Source organism: Pantoea sp. Ae19-2, from assembly GCF_059801205.1.
Genome location: NZ_JBCHWE010000001.1, coordinates 3,162,477 through 3,179,499 on the forward strand (window position 1 = coordinate 3,162,477; position 17,023 = coordinate 3,179,499).

Annotated in this window: 16 protein-coding genes and 1 other annotated feature; of the genes, 5 read left to right on the forward strand and 11 right to left on the reverse strand. The window is 54.3% G+C overall.

All coding sequences use genetic code 11. The features are described from left to right. Positions 1–65: 65 nt before the first annotated feature. Entirely contained in the window at positions 66–653 is a 588-nt protein-coding gene (gene mog, locus AAIE03_RS14635) for a molybdopterin adenylyltransferase (protein WP_013024555.1), read from the reverse strand. A gap of 117 nt (positions 654–770) precedes the next feature. Continuing rightward, positions 771–1,724, reverse strand: a complete 954-nt coding sequence (gene tal / locus AAIE03_RS14640) for a transaldolase (protein WP_013024554.1) — start codon at positions 1,722–1,724, stop codon at positions 771–773. Between the two features lie 207 nt (positions 1,725–1,931). On the opposite strand from tal, the gene yaaA reads away from it, so the two are divergent. Further along, positions 1,932–2,705 carry a peroxide stress protein YaaA gene (yaaA, locus tag AAIE03_RS14645; protein ID WP_014592877.1) on the forward strand — a complete coding sequence of 258 codons (774 nt, stop codon included), beginning with the start codon at positions 1,932–1,934 and terminating at the stop codon, positions 2,703–2,705. 71 nt (positions 2,706–2,776) lie between these two features. Here yaaA and thrC read toward each other — a convergent pair whose 3' ends face one another. The 5 genes from thrC to AAIE03_RS14670 all read right to left on the reverse strand — a co-directional run bounded on the left by thrC (position 2,777) and on the right by AAIE03_RS14670 (position 8,508). Then, complete coding sequence (thrC, locus tag AAIE03_RS14650; protein ID WP_013024552.1) at positions 2,777–4,060, reverse strand: threonine synthase; 1,284 nt, start codon at positions 4,058–4,060, stop codon at positions 2,777–2,779. A 3-nt stretch (positions 4,061–4,063) separates the two neighbouring features. Continuing rightward, positions 4,064–4,993, reverse strand: coding sequence for a homoserine kinase (thrB, locus tag AAIE03_RS14655; RefSeq protein WP_024472265.1), 930 nt, complete (start codon positions 4,991–4,993; stop codon positions 4,064–4,066). A gap of 2 nt (positions 4,994–4,995) precedes the next feature. Then, complete coding sequence (gene thrA / locus AAIE03_RS14660; RefSeq protein WP_013024550.1) at positions 4,996–7,458, reverse strand: bifunctional aspartate kinase/homoserine dehydrogenase I; 2,463 nt, start codon at positions 7,456–7,458, stop codon at positions 4,996–4,998. A gap of 25 nt (positions 7,459–7,483) precedes the next feature. Then, positions 7,484–7,608, reverse strand: a sequence feature (Thr leader region). Continuing rightward, positions 7,541–7,615, reverse strand: a complete 75-nt coding sequence (thrL, locus tag AAIE03_RS14665; protein WP_109707012.1) for a thr operon leader peptide — start codon at positions 7,613–7,615, stop codon at positions 7,541–7,543. It overlaps the preceding feature by 68 nt. Positions 7,616–7,809: 194 nt before the next feature. Beyond that, positions 7,810–8,508, reverse strand: a complete 699-nt coding sequence (locus AAIE03_RS14670; RefSeq protein ID WP_022622271.1) for a tRNA/rRNA methyltransferase — start codon at positions 8,506–8,508, stop codon at positions 7,810–7,812. 604 nt (positions 8,509–9,112) lie between these two features. Between AAIE03_RS14670 and arcA the strand changes: the two genes are divergently transcribed. Continuing rightward, complete coding sequence (gene arcA / locus AAIE03_RS14675; RefSeq protein WP_013024548.1) at positions 9,113–9,829, forward strand: two-component system response regulator ArcA; 717 nt, start codon at positions 9,113–9,115, stop codon at positions 9,827–9,829. Positions 9,830–9,872: 43 nt separating this feature from the next. Here arcA and creA read toward each other — a convergent pair whose 3' ends face one another. Then, positions 9,873–10,346: a protein CreA gene (gene creA, locus AAIE03_RS14680; protein WP_019106396.1), complete on the reverse strand. Its 474-nt coding sequence runs from the start codon at positions 10,344–10,346 to the stop codon at positions 9,873–9,875. A 195-nt stretch (positions 10,347–10,541) separates the two neighbouring features. Here creA and robA point away from each other — a divergent pair, with 195 nt between their 5' ends. Next, positions 10,542–11,408, forward strand: a complete 867-nt coding sequence (robA, locus tag AAIE03_RS14685) for an MDR efflux pump AcrAB transcriptional activator RobA (RefSeq protein WP_013024546.1) — start codon at positions 10,542–10,544, stop codon at positions 11,406–11,408. 38 nt (positions 11,409–11,446) lie between these two features. On the opposite strand, the gene gpmB is transcribed toward robA, so the two are convergent. Beyond that, positions 11,447–12,094 carry a 2,3-diphosphoglycerate-dependent phosphoglycerate mutase GpmB gene (gpmB, locus tag AAIE03_RS14690; protein ID WP_014606621.1) on the reverse strand — a complete coding sequence of 216 codons (648 nt, stop codon included), beginning with the start codon at positions 12,092–12,094 and terminating at the stop codon, positions 11,447–11,449. A 60-nt stretch (positions 12,095–12,154) separates the two neighbouring features. On the opposite strand from gpmB, the gene yjjX reads away from it, so the two are divergent. After that, a complete protein-coding gene (yjjX, locus tag AAIE03_RS14695) occupies positions 12,155–12,673 on the forward strand; it encodes an inosine/xanthosine triphosphatase (RefSeq protein WP_013024544.1) in 519 nt (172 codons plus the stop codon). Here yjjX and trpR read toward each other — a convergent pair whose 3' ends face one another. Together trpR and sltY are read right to left on the reverse strand one after the other, a co-directional pair. Next, positions 12,674–12,994 carry a trp operon repressor gene (gene trpR, locus AAIE03_RS14700; protein ID WP_013024543.1) on the reverse strand — a complete coding sequence of 107 codons (321 nt, stop codon included), beginning with the start codon at positions 12,992–12,994 and terminating at the stop codon, positions 12,674–12,676. A gap of 44 nt (positions 12,995–13,038) precedes the next feature. Next, positions 13,039–14,958: a murein transglycosylase gene (gene sltY, locus AAIE03_RS14705; protein WP_028714803.1), complete on the reverse strand. Its 1,920-nt coding sequence runs from the start codon at positions 14,956–14,958 to the stop codon at positions 13,039–13,041. Between the two features lie 270 nt (positions 14,959–15,228). Here sltY and atzF point away from each other — a divergent pair, with 270 nt between their 5' ends. Next, complete coding sequence (atzF, locus tag AAIE03_RS14710) at positions 15,229–17,022, forward strand: allophanate hydrolase (RefSeq protein ID WP_105083192.1); 1,794 nt, start codon at positions 15,229–15,231, stop codon at positions 17,020–17,022. Position 17,023: the final 1 nt, after the last annotated feature.

Consider the following 17,023-nt stretch of genomic DNA (forward strand, 5'->3'; position numbering starts at 1 on the left):
TTACTATACCGTCAATTTATCACCACACCAGCGAGCCTGTAGCTTATTCCTGAAAAGCACAATATTTAGTTATTTATCTCACGTATCGCGCTTTTGGGGCGAAAAGCTGCTACCACATCCGCGTGCGTCTCCACGTAAGGGCCTTCCAGAAGCTGTAAACAATAAGGTACAGCCGCGAAGATGCCCGGAACGTTTATCTTGCCCTGGTCGTCTTTCAGGCCTTCAAGGGTTTCCCTGATGGACTTCGGCTGGCCGGGCAGATTGAGAATGAGCGACTGTTTACGGATTACCCCTACCTGACGCGACAGAATGGCAGTAGGCACAAACTGCAGGCTGATTTGCCGCATCTGCTCACCAAAGCCCGGCATCTCGCGATCGGCAACGGCCAGCGTGGCATCGGGCGTAACATCACGACGGGCCGGGCCTGTCCCACCGGTGGTCAATACCAGGTGGCAAAAACGCTCATCGACCAGCTCGCAAATCGTCTGTTCTATCATGGGCTGCTCATCGGGCACCAGGCGCGTTTCCACTTCAAAAGGCGTGCTGATCGCGCTGTTCAGCCAGGCTTCCAGGGCAGGGATCCCCTGATCCTGATAAATCCCGTTCGCGGCGCGATCGGAAACCGAGATCAATCCGATACGTAATGTGTTCATGATGATATTCGCTGTGATTTACCGCAGTGCGGTGCATGGGGAAGGAGGTACTAAGAAGAATAACAAACGGTGGCGGAAAGGGAAAACCGTGGCGACAGCGCCGCCACGGTAAAACGATTACAGCATTTCTGCCAGCATCTTCTCAAGCTTGCCCTGGTCGATGGCAAAATTACGAATGCCTTCGGCCAGCTTGGTCACAGCCATAGGATCCTGATTGTGCTGCCACAGGAACTCGGATTCTGTCATCTTAGCCGGACGCGCTTTAACTTCACCCTTGTAGCTCAGCTTACGCTCCAGTGTGCCTTCACTCTCCGCCAGCTCTTTCAGCAGCGCAGGCGAAATGGTCAGACGGTCACAACCGGCCAGTTCGATGATCTCACCGACGTTACGGAAGCTGGCGCCCATCACAACGGTTTCGTAACCGTGCTGCTTGTAGTAATCGTAGATTTCAGACACGGACACCACGCCAGGATCTTCGTGTGGCGCGTACTCTTTCTTATCCGTGTTGGCTTTGTACCAGTCGAGGATACGGCCAACAAACGGCGAAATCAGGTAAACACCCGCTTCAGCACAGGCACGCGCCTGAGCGAAGGAGAACAGCAGGGTCAGGTTACAGTTGATACCTTCTTTTTCCAGCTGCTCTGCTGCACGAATGCCCTGCCAGGTGGAGGCCAGTTTGATCAGGATACGATCGTTGCTGATACCGGCATCGTTGTACAATTTAATCAGGCTGCGAGCTTTGGCAATGCTGGCTTCGGTGTCATAAGAAAGGCGAGCATCTACTTCGGTGGAGATACGGCCTGGCACCAGCTTAAGAATTTCCAGACCGATGTTAACGGCCAGCTTGTCGGATACCAGCTGCAGCTGTTGTTCTTTATCGCTGCTCTGCTGACGCGCCCAGGCGATCGCTTCATCAATCAGTTTGCGGTATTCAGGGATTTGAGCAGCATTGAGAATCAGAGAAGGGTTGGTCGTTGCGTCCTGAGGCTGATACAGCTTCATCGCTGCGATATCACCAGTGTCGGCCACTACGGTGGTCAGTTGACGCAGGGAGGTCAGTTTGTCCGTCATGTTTTTTCTCTTAGTTAACTGTCAGGGTGATAAAAGGCTGTTGGGATAATATCACGCGGTAACGGTGGTGCAAGGTCAGGGAATGCCGTTTACGATAGCGCGAACAAATAGGAGTGATTTGCCGATCCTTGCGGCTTTTTTGCTACACTCGCAGGCAACAATTACAGGCTAACCCCTTAAAAAAAGGGACTCATTGAGGAAGCGACGATGTTGATGGTGATTTCTCCTGCCAAGACGCTGGATTATGAAAGCCCCCTGACAACGCAGCGTTTTACCCAGCCCGCGCTGTTAGAAAAGTCACAACAGCTGATTGAAATTGCGCGTAAGCTCTCGCCGGCACAGGTCGCTTCACTGATGAGCATTAGCGACAAGCTGGCACACTTAAACGCTGACCGCTTTAACAGCTGGCAGCCGGATTTCAATCTGAAGAATGCCCGTCAGGCTATTCTGGCGTTTAAAGGTGATGTCTATACCGGTTTACAGGCTGAGACGTTTAGCGAGCAAGATTTCGACTTTGCCCAGCAGCATCTGCGTATGCTGTCCGGACTTTACGGCCTGCTGCGGCCGCTGGATTTAATGCAGCCCTATCGGCTGGAGATGGGCATCAAACTGGCTAACCCGGCCGGTCAGGATCTCTACAGCTTCTGGGGCGATCTGTTAACGGAAAAACTGAACGACGCGTTGGCCAGTCAGGGCGATGACGTGCTGATTAATCTGGCTTCCGATGAGTACTTCAAAGCCATCAAACCCAAGAAACTGCAGGCGCGCCTGATTAAACCGGTCTTTCTGGATGAGAAAAATGGCAAATTCAAAGTGATCAGTTTCTATGCGAAAAAAGCGCGGGGACTGATGAGCCGTTACATCATTCAGAATCGCCTGACGAAGCCAGAGCAGCTTACGCGGTTCGACGTGGATGGCTATGCTTTTGCGGCTGAGGAAAGCCGTGAGAATGAGATGGTGTTTAAACGCGCCGAACAGTAACAACAGCCCGACGCATTAGCCCTGCAAAAGCGATGAGGTGGTCAGCCCACCTCATCCTGACTGACAGAGCATTACTTGAGCAGAAACGCCCGTAGTTGGGCAAAATCTGCGCCCATCTGATGCGACAGCAGGGGCAGATCCGCGCGCTCAGCCAGCTCGGCAGGCAATGCCAGTTTCTGATCCAGAATGCTTTCCACGCTCTCCAGGAACTTAGCCGGATGGGCCGTTCCGAGGAATAAACCAAACTCCCCTTCCTGCAACTGGTCACGCAACAGACGCCAGGCAATTGCCGCATGCGGCTCAGAGACGTAACCCAGCTTCGCCAGCTCGCGCATCGCTTCACGCGTAACATCGTCCGTTACCGCACCGTAAGCCAGATCGCTCAGACGCCAGGTTTTGCGGCGGAACAGCTCTTCCACACGCGGCCAGTTGTTTGGCTGGCTAACGTCCATAGCATTCGACAGCGTCGCCACGGTGGCGTTAGGCTGCCATTCACCCTTGCCCAGGAAACGTGGCACCGTATCGTTGGCGTTGGTCGCGGCGATAAAGCGTTTAATCGGCAGACCCAGTGATTTCGCCAGCAGGCCGGCCGTTAAATCACCAAAGTTTCCGCTTGGCACGGAGACCACCAGCTGATTACGCTTCTCCTGCGGCAGTTGGGCAACCGCTTCAAAGTAGTAGCAAATCTGCGCCAGCAGGCGGCTGATGTTAATCGAGTTAGCGGAGTTCAGGCCGATCGCCTTTTTCAGCGCCTGATCGTCAAACGCCTGCTTAACCAGCGACTGGCAGGCGTCAAAATCGCCGTCAATCGCAATGGTTTCGATGTTGCCGCCCAGCGTGCAGAACAACTTCTCCTGTAACGGGCTGATTTTCCCCTGCGGATAGAGGATGACAACACGCACATTCTCCATACCGTAAAAGGCGTGAGCCACGGCAGCACCGGTATCGCCGGACGTCGCCGTCAGAATGGTAATTTGCTCATCGGACCCGCTGACGTATGACAGCATCTGCGCCATGAAGCGGCCGCCAAAATCTTTGAACGCCAGCGTCGGGCCGTGGAACAACTCCAGGCAGGCAATGTCGTCGCTGACGGCCTTAACCGGCGCCGGGAAGGTGAACGCGGTTTTCAGGCGTTCAGTCAGGTGCGCTGCCGGGATTTCATCCCCGATATAGGCTGAAAGGATTTTACTGCTGCGGGTAACAAAATCCATTTCCAGCATGGCATCAATGTCGGTCAGTTCAAATTCCGGCAGTTCGAGCGGAAAAAACAGCCCTTGCTGTGAACCCAGACCTTGTTTCACCGCCTGGGCGAAGCTGACCTGCTCGTTATGATCCTTAAGGTTGTAGAGTTTCATGCGTTATCCCAGTTTACGTGCGCCAGCCGTATCAAGACGGCAGATATGGACGAAGCCTTCATCGTTCTGCAGATAGTGCTGGCTCAGCCAGTCGGCCATCTGCTGCGCCGTTTCCATCTGGTTGCAAACGGCAAATAGCGTGGGGCCGGAGCCCGATATTCCACAGGCCAGCGCGCCAATATCCTGCGCGGCCTGGCGAGCCTCGGCAAAGCCCGGTAGCAGCTGAGTACGATAAGGCTCAGCAATGACATCCTGCATAAGTTTAGCCGCCAGCGCGGGTTGGCGCGTATGACAGGCGTGAACAAAGCCTGCCAGCAGACGACCGTGTTTGATGCAGTCCTGCTTTGCATACTGCGCAGGTAAAATCGCCCGCGCTTCCGCCGTCGAGACTTTAATACCCGGATAGGCCATGACCCACAGCCAGTCGTCAAATCCGGGTACGGCCTGACTGATAATGCCGTTTTCTTCCAGCATCAGCTGAATACCGCCAAGGAAGCAGGGCGCGACATTATCGTAATGTACGCTACCGGAGATGCGCCCTTCCAGTTCTCCCATCAGGGTCAGGAGCTGAGTTTCATCAAGCGGGTTACCACAAAATTCATTCATCGCCATCAGGCCAGCCACCACGGAGCAGGCGCTGGAGCCGAGGCCGGAGCCGATCGGCATATTTTTTTCCAGCGTCATCGCTACAGGTACGGTTTTGCCAATCGCTTCACAGAAACGCTGCCAGCACTGATAGACGATGTTCTCTTTGGGATCGCTGGGCAGCTTACTGACAAAACGTCCCGCATTGCTTAGGCTAAAGCTGTCGGCCGCCTCGACCGACACGCAGTCACCCAGCAATGTACCATCCACTGGCGATACCGCCGCGCCCAGCACGTCAAAACCCACGCTGACGTTACCGATTGAGGCCGGCGCATAAATTTTTACCATCATTACACTCCCAACTTCCATGACAGTGTGCGCAGCAGATCGGCAAACACGCCCGCAGCTGTCACATCGTTTCCTGCACCGTATCCGCGCAATACTAACGGAATCGGCTGATAATAGCGGCTGTAAAAGGCCAGCGCGTTTTCGCCATTTTTGACTTTGAAAAGCGGATCGTTACCGTCAACCGCATCGATCTTCACTTTACATGCCCCGCCCTCTTCGATCACGCCAACCAGACGCAGCACTTTGCCTTCAGCACGTGCCTGTTCCACCCTGGCTGCAATCGCCGCATCGGCTTCGGGTAACTGCGCCATAAACTGGTCGACATCGGCGATGGCATTCAGATGCGCGGGCAGCAGGGGTTCGATTTCAATGTCGCTCATTTCGAGCGAATGCCCCGCTTCACGCGCCAGAATCAGCAGCTTGCGCGCGACATCCGTACCTGAGAGATCGTCGCGAGGATCGGGCTCGGTAAAGCCCATCTCGCGTGCCATCCTGGTCGCTTCTGACAGCGATACACCTTCATCCAGCTTGCCAAAAATATAGGATAGCGATCCTGATAAAATTCCAGAGAACCTGATCAACTCATCGCCTGCATTGAGCAGATTTTGCAGGTTCTCAATGACGGGTAAACCCGCGCCGACGTTAGTGTCATACAGGAACTTACGACGCGATCCCGCCGCCGCCACACGCATCTTCTGATAGTATTCCCACGACGAGGTGTTGGCCTTTTTATTCGGCGTGACCACGTGAAAACCTTCCGCCAGAAAATCTGCGTACTGGTCGGCAACCGCCTGGCTCGAGGTACAGTCCACAATCACCGGATTCAGTAAATGATACTCTTTAACCAGGCGAATTAAGCGCCCCAGGTTAAACGGCTCTTTGGCCTGCGCCATTTCGCCTTTCCAGTCGCTGAGATCGATACCGTGCACGTTGGTTAACAGCGCCCGGGAATTCGCAATGCCGCAAACGCGGAGATCGATGTGCTTTTGTTTAAGCCACGTCTGCTGGCGATGCAGCTGATCCAGCAGGGCGCCGCCGACTCCGCCGACGCCCACCACAAAAACCTCAATCACCTGGTCGGTGGCAAACAGCATCTGATGCACGACGCGCACGCCCGTGGTGACGTCATCATTATTGACCACGACCGAAATAGAGCGTTCAGACGATCCCTGAGCGATAGCGATAATGTTGATATTGGCGCGCGCCAGGGCAGAGAAGAATTTCGCTGAAATCCCGCGCAGGGTGCGCATGCCATCCCCTACAACCGAGATCACCGCCAGATTTTCGATAACGTCCAGCGCATCCAGCAATCCATCTTTCAGTTCAAGATAGAATTCGTCTTCCAGCACACGGCGCGCTCGCGCCTGCTCGCTCTGAGGAACACAGAAGCTGATGCTGTATTCAGAAGAAGACTGGGTGATTAACACCACTGAAATCCCGGTGCGTGACATGGTCGCGAACACGCGGGCGGCCATGCCCACCATGCCTTTCATCCCCGGGCCAGACACGTTAAACATCGCCATATTATTCAGGTTGGTGATGCCCTTAACCGGGAATTCATCCTGTTCACCATTGGCGCTGATCAGCGTACCTGGGGCCTGCGGATTGGCCGTGTTTTTAATCAGGCAAGGGATCTGGAACTGGGCGATAGGCGCGATAGTCCGTGGATGCAGGACTTTCGCCCCGAAATAGGAGAGCTCCATCGCCTCCTGGTATGACATGGATTTGAGCAGGCGGGCATCCGGCACCTGACGGGGATCGCAGGTATAAACCCCGTCTACGTCAGTCCAGATTTCGCAGCAATCGGCACGCAGACAAGCCGCCAACACGGCAGCAGAGTAGTCGGAACCGTTTCGGCCCAGCACCACCAGCTCACCCCGCTCATTACCGGCGGTAAAACCGGCCATCAGGATCATATTTTCAGCCGGAATTTTACTGGCTTCGATGCGGCGGGTTGATTCTGCGATATCCACGGTAGACTCGAGATAGTGGCCGATGGCTAACAGCTTCTCGACCGGATCGATAACGCTGACGCCATAACCTCGTGCCTCAAGCAGCTTTTCCATAATCGCAATCGAGAGCTTCTCACCACGACAGATCATCGCGGCGTTGACGCTGTCAGGGCACTGTCCTAACAGGCTGATCCCGTGCAGCACCTGTTTAAGCTGAGCAAACTCGCTGTCTACGCGGCTTTTAAGCCCGTCATAGTCGAAACCGGGTTGCGCCTCGGCCAGCCCCTGCAGCAGCTCCGCAAAGATGCGCGTCGCGTCACTGATATTCGGCAGCGCATCCTGACCGCTAATGGTTTTTTCGATCATCGCGACCAGATGGTTGGTAATCTTAGCGGGCGCAGAAAGCACGGTGGCAACCTGTCCCTGTTGCGCATTACTTTCCAGAATATCGGCCACGCGCAGAAAACGCTCTGCATTAGCAACCGAGGTCCCACCGAATTTCAGCACTCGCATGATGTCAACTCTCCTGATTTTGAGTCAAAAAAAAACCCGCACTCGTGAGGTGCGGGCTTCTTTTCTGTTTTTCCTGGATGCGTCAGCCCGCCCCTTTACCGATCGTAATGGTAATGGTGGTGGTAATAATTGTGGTGTTCAGGCTGTGATTACGCATTCAGATTTATTTTTTCTGTCTGTCATTGATTGTCCGTCTGCGTCAAGAAGTAAAGCAAAGCGCACATTAAGTCAACGGTTTTATCCGTTGCGCAAATACAGACCACAATGTTTAGCATGCTGTTAAACAAAAAAAGCCTGGTGAATCGTTTGTTATACCGCGTTTCGTTAACATCTGTGACTGTATAGTCACGCTTAACCCGAGGATTTATCTGCCAGCTTTTTTTCCACGTCATGCAACAAACGGTGCAACATCGCACTGTCGCGCTGCTCTAACAGGCCAATACGCTGGTTAATCCAGTCGGCCATTTTATTGTCGTCACTCACCTCTAACCGGCTCAGTAACTGTTCAAACCGCTGGCGCAGGGCATGGAGCTGCTGACCATCGGCCGCCGGGGCGACAGGCGCAGCCACCTGATTGAGCGCCGACAGCTGGTAACAGTAAACCATAACGGCCTGCCCCAGGTTCAGTGAAGGATAATCGTTTGCCATTGGAATGCCGGTGAGCAGGTCAACCTGCTCCAGCTCTTCATTGGTCAGCCCGCTATCTTCACGGCCAAATACCAATGCCATGCTGTTTACCCACTGACGTTTTTCCCGCAGTTGCGCTTCCACCTGCTGCGGCGTTGCATAATAGCGGAACCTGGCCCGACTTCGCGCGGTCGTGGCGACGGAAAAGTCGATGTCTGCCAGCGCTTCGGCCAGCGTATCAAAGGTTTTTATCCTGTCCAGAATATCACCTGCGCCATGAGCTACGCGGCGGGCGGCCGGATCCTGCCATGCATCACTGGCAACAATACGCATTTCATTAAAGCCCATGGTTTTCATGGCACGCGCCGCCGCGCCAATATTTTCTGCCCGGGCAGGTGAGACGAGGATAAGAGGAAAAAGCATGATCATTCCATCAGTAAATGTGCACGCTGCTAGTGTAACACGCACCTGCTTTATTGAGGGATATAGGTGGTCATGTTAAGACTCTGACATACATGTTAAAACACGTTAAAAAAGGCCGGAGCGCGCCTTTTTATCATAAAGTGCACATTATCAAAACCTTCAAAATAAAAGCCTTTCATTTCAGTCCACTGTAATAGTAAGTTTCTAACATCATATTTAGTGATAAGCCGGGCTGGCGGGGACAAAAATGAGACGTAATGTCAGCCAGCACGCTATTTTTTGAGATGTTTTTCACAGAAATGTTAACGTGCTACAATTGCATTTGATATAAGTCAACGAAGCGTTGTTTTTATGCTTACCAGTTGTTGTTATTGCTGTTAGGTTGCTGTTAATACAGTTAGTATGTGTTTCAAATTATTATTCCGCAGGGCATGGAATTTTTACCCCGGCAGGCTGGCGAATACGGTTGTTGACCTTGATAAAAGCTTATCAAAATTTACTTTTGTACAACGGTTCAGCAAAGCTTGCCGTTCTCCGCACTGGAGAGCACCTAACCGCTGTACGCCCTGTTTTCAATTTAGTTGGCAAAATTAGGTAGCTAAACATGCAGACCCCGCACATTCTCATCGTTGAAGACGAACTGGTCACGCGCAATACCCTCAAAAGCATTTTTGAGGCGGAAGGTTATGTCGTGTACGAAGCGACCGATGGTGCAGAGATGCACCAGGTGTTGACCGACAATGATGTCAATCTGGTTATTATGGACATCAATCTGCCGGGTAAAAACGGCCTGTTACTGGCACGTGAACTGCGTGAGCAAGCCAATGTCGCATTGATGTTCCTGACCGGACGCGATAACGAAGTCGATAAAATTCTTGGGCTGGAAATTGGTGCAGACGACTACATTACTAAGCCGTTTAACCCACGCGAATTAACTATTCGTGCACGTAACCTGCTGTTGCGCACCATGAATTTGCCTTTACCCAATGAAGAGCGTCGCCAGGTTGAAAGCTATAAGTTCAACGGCTGGGAGCTGGACATCAACAGCCGCTCACTCATCAATCCCAACGGTGAGCAGTACAAACTGCCGCGCAGTGAGTTCCGTGCCATGCTGCACTTCTGCGAAAACCCCGGCAAGATTCAGACGCGTGCTGATTTGCTGAAGAAAATGACCGGACGCGATCTCAAGCCACACGACCGTACTGTTGACGTGACAATCCGTCGTATCCGTAAACATTTTGAATCCACGCCAGATACCCCTGAAATCATCGCCACCATTCACGGCGAAGGTTATCGTTTCTGTGGTGACCTGCAGGATTAAGCTGGCAATCATTTAACGCCCTTACGGGCGTTTAATGATTGCCTTAGTGCCACGGCATAATCGGTACGGCGCTTAGCGCATTTTTAGGTGAACCATCCACCACTTTATCTGAGTAAGCCAGATAAATTAATGCGTTACGCTTGCTGTCAAAGAAACGCACGACCTGCAGTTTCTTGAAGATCAGCGATGTGCGCTGACGAAACACTACGTCACCCTGTGCTTTGCCTTTGGCAATTTTCTCGCTCAGTTCTACCGGCCCGATTTGCTGACACGAAATGGCCGCGTCTGATGTATCTTCCGCTAATCCCAGCCCGCCCTTGATACCGCCTGTTTTCGCCCGGCTGATGTAGCAGGTGACATTTTTTACGTCTGGATCGTCGAATGCCTCAACCACAATTTTGTGGTCGGGTCCAAACATCTTAAACACAGTGTCGACGGAGCCAATCTCTTCAGCCAGAAGCGGACTGGAAAACAGCAAACCCGCGAAGGTGACGAGCAGGAGACGAGGTATTGTCATTGAGTTACCATTGCAAATGTAATAGATGAGCATGTAATGTACTGTCAATCGATACAATAACCAACGTAAAAAGGGTATAAATTCCCGCGTAGATAGCACAACCATCCCAGTCAAAACCAAACATGTCTTTAAAGCAATAAGTGCTATTATTCGTCGACTTCATTTAGCTGCGCCACCAGAGTATGAGGATGTTTTATGGACCAAGCCGGTATCATTCGCGATTTGCTTGCCTGGCTGGAGAGCCATTTGGATCAACCACTTTCACTGGATAACGTTTCCACTAAAGCCGGTTATTCTAAATGGCATCTACAACGGATGTTTAAAGACGTTACCGGACACGCCATTGGCGCCTATATCCGGGCAAGACGTCTTTCCAAAGCCGCGGTGGCACTTCGCCTGACCAGCCGCCCGATTCTCGATATTGCTTTGCAGTATCGGTTTGATTCACAGCAGACCTTTACACGAGCCTTTAAAAAGCAGTTTAATCAAACACCTGCATGGTATCGCCGCTCGTCTGACTGGAATTCATTTGGTATTCGCCCACCCATTCGGTTAGGAAACGATCAGCAGCCGGAATCGCAGTTCGTCACCCTGCCGGAGACCGTTCTGGTGGGACAGACACAGAGCTACACCTGTACCCTGGAACAAATTTCCAGCTACCGCGATGAAATGCGTGTCCATTTCTGGAAACAGTTTCTGTTGGAGACGGATACGGTTCCGCCCGTGCTCTACGGTCTGCACCAGGTCCGTGCCAGTCATGAAAAAGACGATGAGCAGGAGATTCTGTACACCACAGCCGTGCCAACCGACAGCGCGACCAATATGCATTCGGGCCAGAAGGTCATTCTTGAAGCCGGGGATTACGTTCAGTTCAACTACAGCGGTCCGCGCGTTGAACTTCAGGAGTTTATTCTGTTGTTATACGGTACCTGCATGCCGACGCTGGGCCTGACGCGCCGCATGGGGCAGGACATCGAACGCTTTATTACCCACGGCGGTAAAAAGCGCAGCGAACCGCCTACAGAGATTCGTTGTGAATATCTGATCCCGATTCGCCGTTAATACCTGGTGTGATGCCGCCGTAATGACGGCATCACCGATTAACGCTGAAGCTCGTCCATCGCGGGTTCGTCGAGGTGGGCAATATCACCCGCCGTTTCCACGACCCAACCCTGTGCCAGCCATGCGCTCTGCTGATGATCAACGCGGGAAATCGAACAGTTGCGCAGGCGCAGGCGACGTTCGGCATAGGCCGGTAGTCCCAGAATGGTGCTGACCAGCACGCCCAGCGCCATGCCGTGGCTGACCAGTAGCGGGCGGCTCCCTGCCGGCAGCGCCAGGCAGGCATTAAGTGCCTCCTGCATACGCTGCGCCAGTTCCGTCATGGATTCGCCCTGAGGAATGCGGCCGCCCTCGCTGCCGTTTACCAGCGAAGCACGCCAGCCCTCTTCTTCCGGGCTCAGTTCATCAAGCAATCGTTTTTCCAGTATGCCCATGTTCAGCTCCCGCAGTCGCGGGTCGAAAGTGATATCACAACCACAGGCATCGGCAATGATTTCAGCGGTGCGCCGGGTGCGCCCTAAATCGCTGGAAATAATATGCGTGATACCGGCGCTTTTGATGCGTTCACCGACCTGACGGGCTTGTTGCTCACCTTTTTCCGTCAGCGGACTGTCGGAGTGCCCTTGAATGCGACGTTCTGCATTCCATACCGTTTCACCGTGACGAACAAGATAGACCTGTAGCATGCTTAGTTTCCGTTATACTGCGACCAAAATCGCCTTAATTACCTGAGGGTTCAATTAATTATGTACCATGTTGTCGCAGCTACCATCAATCCAGCGAAGATTCGTGCGATTGCTCAGGCATTCAACGACGTTTTCGGCGAGGGATCCTGCCATATCGAAGGGGTCGAGGTCGAGAGCGGCGTTGCGGCACAGCCTTTAACCAACCTCGAAACGCGAACTGGCGCACGCCAGCGCGTGATGAATGCCCGTCAGGTTCGTCCGGAAGCCGACTTCTGGGTGGCGATTGAAGCCGGAATTGAAGAAGAGTGCGCTTTTGCCTGGATGGTGGTGGAAAACCAGAAACAGCGGGGAGAGTCACGTTCGGCCAGTTTTACCCTGCCGCCGGTGGTGATGGCCGGTTTACGTGAAGGACGCGAACTAGGTGAGGAGATGGCGCGCCTCACCGGCATCGACAATATTAAGCACAAAGGCGGCGCAATCGGCACCCTGACCCAGGGCCTGCTCAGCCGCTCCAGCGTTTACCACCAGGCTCTGATACTGGCGCTCTGCCCGCTAACCCATCCGTTCTACCAGCAGTAATCAGCGACGCGTCAGGTGTGCTTCCAGCCACTGCTTCAGTGCCGGAGGCGCCTCTTTCAGGCTGTTTGATCCGCGGGTAATCGTGGCAATGCCCACGCCCAGTTCGTTTTTCAGTTCACGCTGGCTGATGTCGCCATTCAGCAGCGATTCAATGATACGCAAGCGTGTACCAAAGGACTCTCGTTCATCTGGCGTCGTCATCAGCTGTAACAGCGGCAGCGCCTGGTTATCCGCAAAAGCCTGTTGCATCAGCTCAACAAAACGCAGCCAGTGCGCGTCCGTAGCCGGGTCAGTCGTGGATGGCACAGAGGGTTGATTCATGAGAGGCTTCCGTACTCGCTAAAGAGTACGGAAGCTTAACACAGCTAGTAGCGGCGATTCCACTCAGCATCGGACAGGATCTTGTCCGGCTGACCCAGGAAGTAGCGGTAGTACGCATCATAGGCCAGCACATTCTTCACGTAACCCCGGGTTTCCGAAAACGGAATGGTTTCGATAAAGGCGACGGCGTTGAGATTGCCTGCGGTACTGCCTTGCCAGGTCCGTACGCGTCCCGGGCCGGCATTGTAAGCCGCTGAGGCGAATATCCGGTTCTTATCAAACTGCTGATAAACATACTCCAGATATTGCGTCCCGATCTGAATGTTGGTCTGCGGATCGAACAGCTGAGACGCGTTCACATAGCCCGGGATGCTAAACATCTTCACGGTGTGTGTCGCGGTCGCCGGCATAATCTGCATCAGTCCGCTGGCACCCACCGGGGAACGGGCTTTCGGGTTCCATGCACTTTCCTGACGGGAAATCGCCATCGCATAACTCTGCGGAATGGATTTACCCTGGGTGTTCTGCTTATACAGATCCTGCCATGCCAGCGGGAAACGCTCCTTCAGGCTGTCCCACATTTTCGCGGTGATCGTGGCCTGTACGCTCAGATCCCACCAGTCCTGTTCGCTTGCGTAGCGCGCCAGCATCTGCTGCTGGACATGGGTTTTGCTGCCGATCAGGTTGGCCCACTCGCTGCGTGCCAGATTGTCCATGCCCCAGTACATCAGCTCACGCACGCGTGCGAGTTCTGGCCCCTGGGTGGTTGCCGCGTCAGGTTTGGGTGCCGCATCGACCTGAAGAGGATAGTCCACCCCTAAACGTTGTGCGGCAACCATAGGATAAAAACCGCGCTCTTTCATCAGCTTACGCAGAATGTCATCGGCTTCTTCTTTGCGATCTTTTGAATAAAGCAAATCGGCCTGCCAGTACTGCCACTCGTCTTTCTCTTTCGCTTCAACCGGCAGACGCGCAATCCAGGTGTTCAGGCCACGACGATCGTTTTCACTCAGCGCCAGGCGCACCCGCCGTTCTACTAACGCGGTCGATTCGCTGTTCATTACCACCGCATCGCGCCAGCGCGCCTGCTCGGAGGTCAGATCGCTGCCCATCATCCGCCAGACGACAATCTCTTTCAGCGCCTGCTCATCTTCTGGCCCCATTTTTTGCGCGCGCACCAGCTCAGGGATCAGGCTACGGGCTGTTTCCATATCGGCACGGGCGACGCGGGTAAAGGCAAAAATCGTGGCCTGGCGCGTGAAGTCGGTTGCGCCCACGCTGTTGGCAAAGGTCGTGACGGACTGAGGATCTTTCTGCAACGCCAGTAATGCATCCGACATCGTCTTGTAATCGGCAGGCAGCGTTTTGGCCAGATAGCTGACCAGGCTGTCATTGCCCGCTTTCATTGCCAGGCGGATACGTTCAAGAATAGTGATGGGAGAAAGCTGACCGCTGGCCTGCCACACGGAGAAGAGCTTGTCGCAGTCATTCGGCAGGGCCGTGCCGCGCAGCCAAATGGCTTTGGCACCGTCAAATGCCGCCTGCTGCTTTCCGGTTGACCATTTGGCATAGTACCAGTTACAACGTGCCTGCACCGGCGTGGGCTCGTCGGGGCTGAAGTTAAGCACGCCTTGCCAGTCCTGACGATGCGCAAGTACGTTAACAAAACGCGTTTTCAGCGAGCGCGCTGGCGGTAAAGTCGGATACTTTTGAATAAAATTTTGTACTGCCAGGCTGGTTTCCTGGTCCAGGTCCTGCGCCAGCAGACGGTATTCTAAATAAGGATAAAGCGGATAATCCTGTAGCGTCGGTAACAGCTGTTCAACTGTTGCCATCTGATTACTGTCCCAGGCCTGCTTAATTTGTTGATATCGTTGCCGTTGTTGATCAAGCGAATCAGCCCATGCGCTGCCGGCCGTGCTGACCAGGCAGATCCCTATCATCCAGTTACGCCACTTCTCCACGTAAATCTCCTCTGTTGCTGGGCGCTGGCTCTGTGCCAGACGTTATTCATGCTAACCAGGGGAAGCCACTCTTGCCATGTTCTTCACAAAATTTACCTTCGCACCGCTTTAACGCACCCTGATGTCACACTGCCTGCGCGACAACTGTGCGTTTTATCATCACATCTTCTTATGGATGTTCGAATTATCTCATTGATTCATGGCATTAAAATTCTGGCACGTCCTTTGCTCTGTTGAATCCCATCTTGTATACCTGTTGGAATTCACTGCATGGCTTCGACATTCGGTTTGACCCTTAATGACTGGCAGCAACGCGTTCGGCAACACCCGGAGCAGGTTCACACGCTGCTGGCTGAACACCTTTCTGAGCTGGATCCAGACGATAATGCGTGGATCTGTCTTGCCACTCCCGCCCAGTTACTGGCGCAAACTGAGCCGCTCCTGGCGCGTTACCAGCAGGATCCGGATGCCCTTCCACTGTTCGGTGTTCCCTTTGCCGTGAAAGATAACATTGACGTGGCTGGCTGGCCGACAACGGCAGCCTGCCCTGCATTCCGTTATATCGCCGCCGAGGATGCCTTTGTGGTGGCACAGCTTAAAGCGGCGGGCGCGGTGGTGATGGGGAAAACTAACCTCGACCAGTTTGCTACCGGACTGGTCGGTACACGTTCACCTTACGGCGCGGTAAGTAACACCTTTGACCCGGACTTTGTAAGCGGCGGCTCCAGTTCGGGATCGGCCTCGGTACTGGCTCGAGGGCTGGTGGCGTTCTCTTTGGGTACCGATACCGCCGGTTCAGGCCGGGTGCCCGCCGGTTTCAACAATATCGTCGGTCTGAAACCGACCAAGGGCTGGCTGTCTGCGCGCGGTGTCGTTCCTGCCTGCCGCCTGAACGACACAATTTCCGTCTTTGCGCTGACGGTGGACGATGCTTTTCGCGTCGCCAGCCTGGCGGGAGGATACGATGCTCAGGATGCCTACTCGCGCGTTCATCCTCGTACGGTGCCCGCGGGCATGAAATCCCATCCTGATTTCGCAATTCCTGCCGCCCCCGTGTTTTTTGATGATGCAGCTGCCGAAGCGGCCTGGGACGCCGCGCTGACCGCACTGCAGGACAACGGCGCCACGCTGCATCCGATTGATTTCACCCCCTTCACGCAGCTCGCCGAACAGCTCTACTACGGCCCGTGGGTGGCAGAGCGTACCGCTGCCGTAGGCGAGATGCTCAACCACCCGGAGAAGATGGATCCGGTGGTGCACAGCATTATCTCGACGGGTCTGAAATACAGTGCCGTCGAGGCCTTTGAGGCCGAATACCTGCGCGCCCGGCTGGCGCGCCAGATTCAGCAGATTCTGGCGCCGTTTGATGCGCTGGTCGTGCCCACGTCCCCCACGATCTATACCCTGGATGAGATGCAGCAGGAGCCGGTGATTTACAACTCACATTTTGGTACTTACACCAACTTTACCAATCTGGCCGATCTTGCCGCACTGGCGCTGCCCGCCCCTTTCAGAAACGACGATCTGCCCGCGGGCATTACGCTCATCGCCCCCGCCTGGCATGACCGCGCGCTGGCGCAGTTTGGCCTGCGCTGGCAGCAGGCTATGGCCCTGCCGCGCGGCGCCACTGGCAAGGCCCAACCCGCTGAACCTGCGCCGCTTCCCCCTTCGGACGACCACGTTCGTCTTGCGGTCGTGGGCGCGCACCTGACCGGAATGCCACTTAACTTTCAACTCACGCAACGCCAGGCCGTCCGGGTAGAAGAGACCCAGACGGCCAGCCAGTATCGCCTGTTTGCCCTGCTGGATGGCCCGGTCAAAAAGCCGGGACTGATGCGGGCGGAACAGGGCGCCGCCATCGCCGTCGAGCTCTGGGATATCCCCCTGGCGCGCTTTGGCGAATTCGTGGCCGAGATCCCACAACCCCTAGGCATTGGCAGCCTCACGCTTGCCGATGGTCGCGTGGTGAAAGGCTTTATTTGTGAAGGTTCCGCGCTGACGCACGCGCTGGAGATTACCGAATTCGGCGGCTGGCGTAACTGGCTCGCTTCTCTGGAGAGTTAAT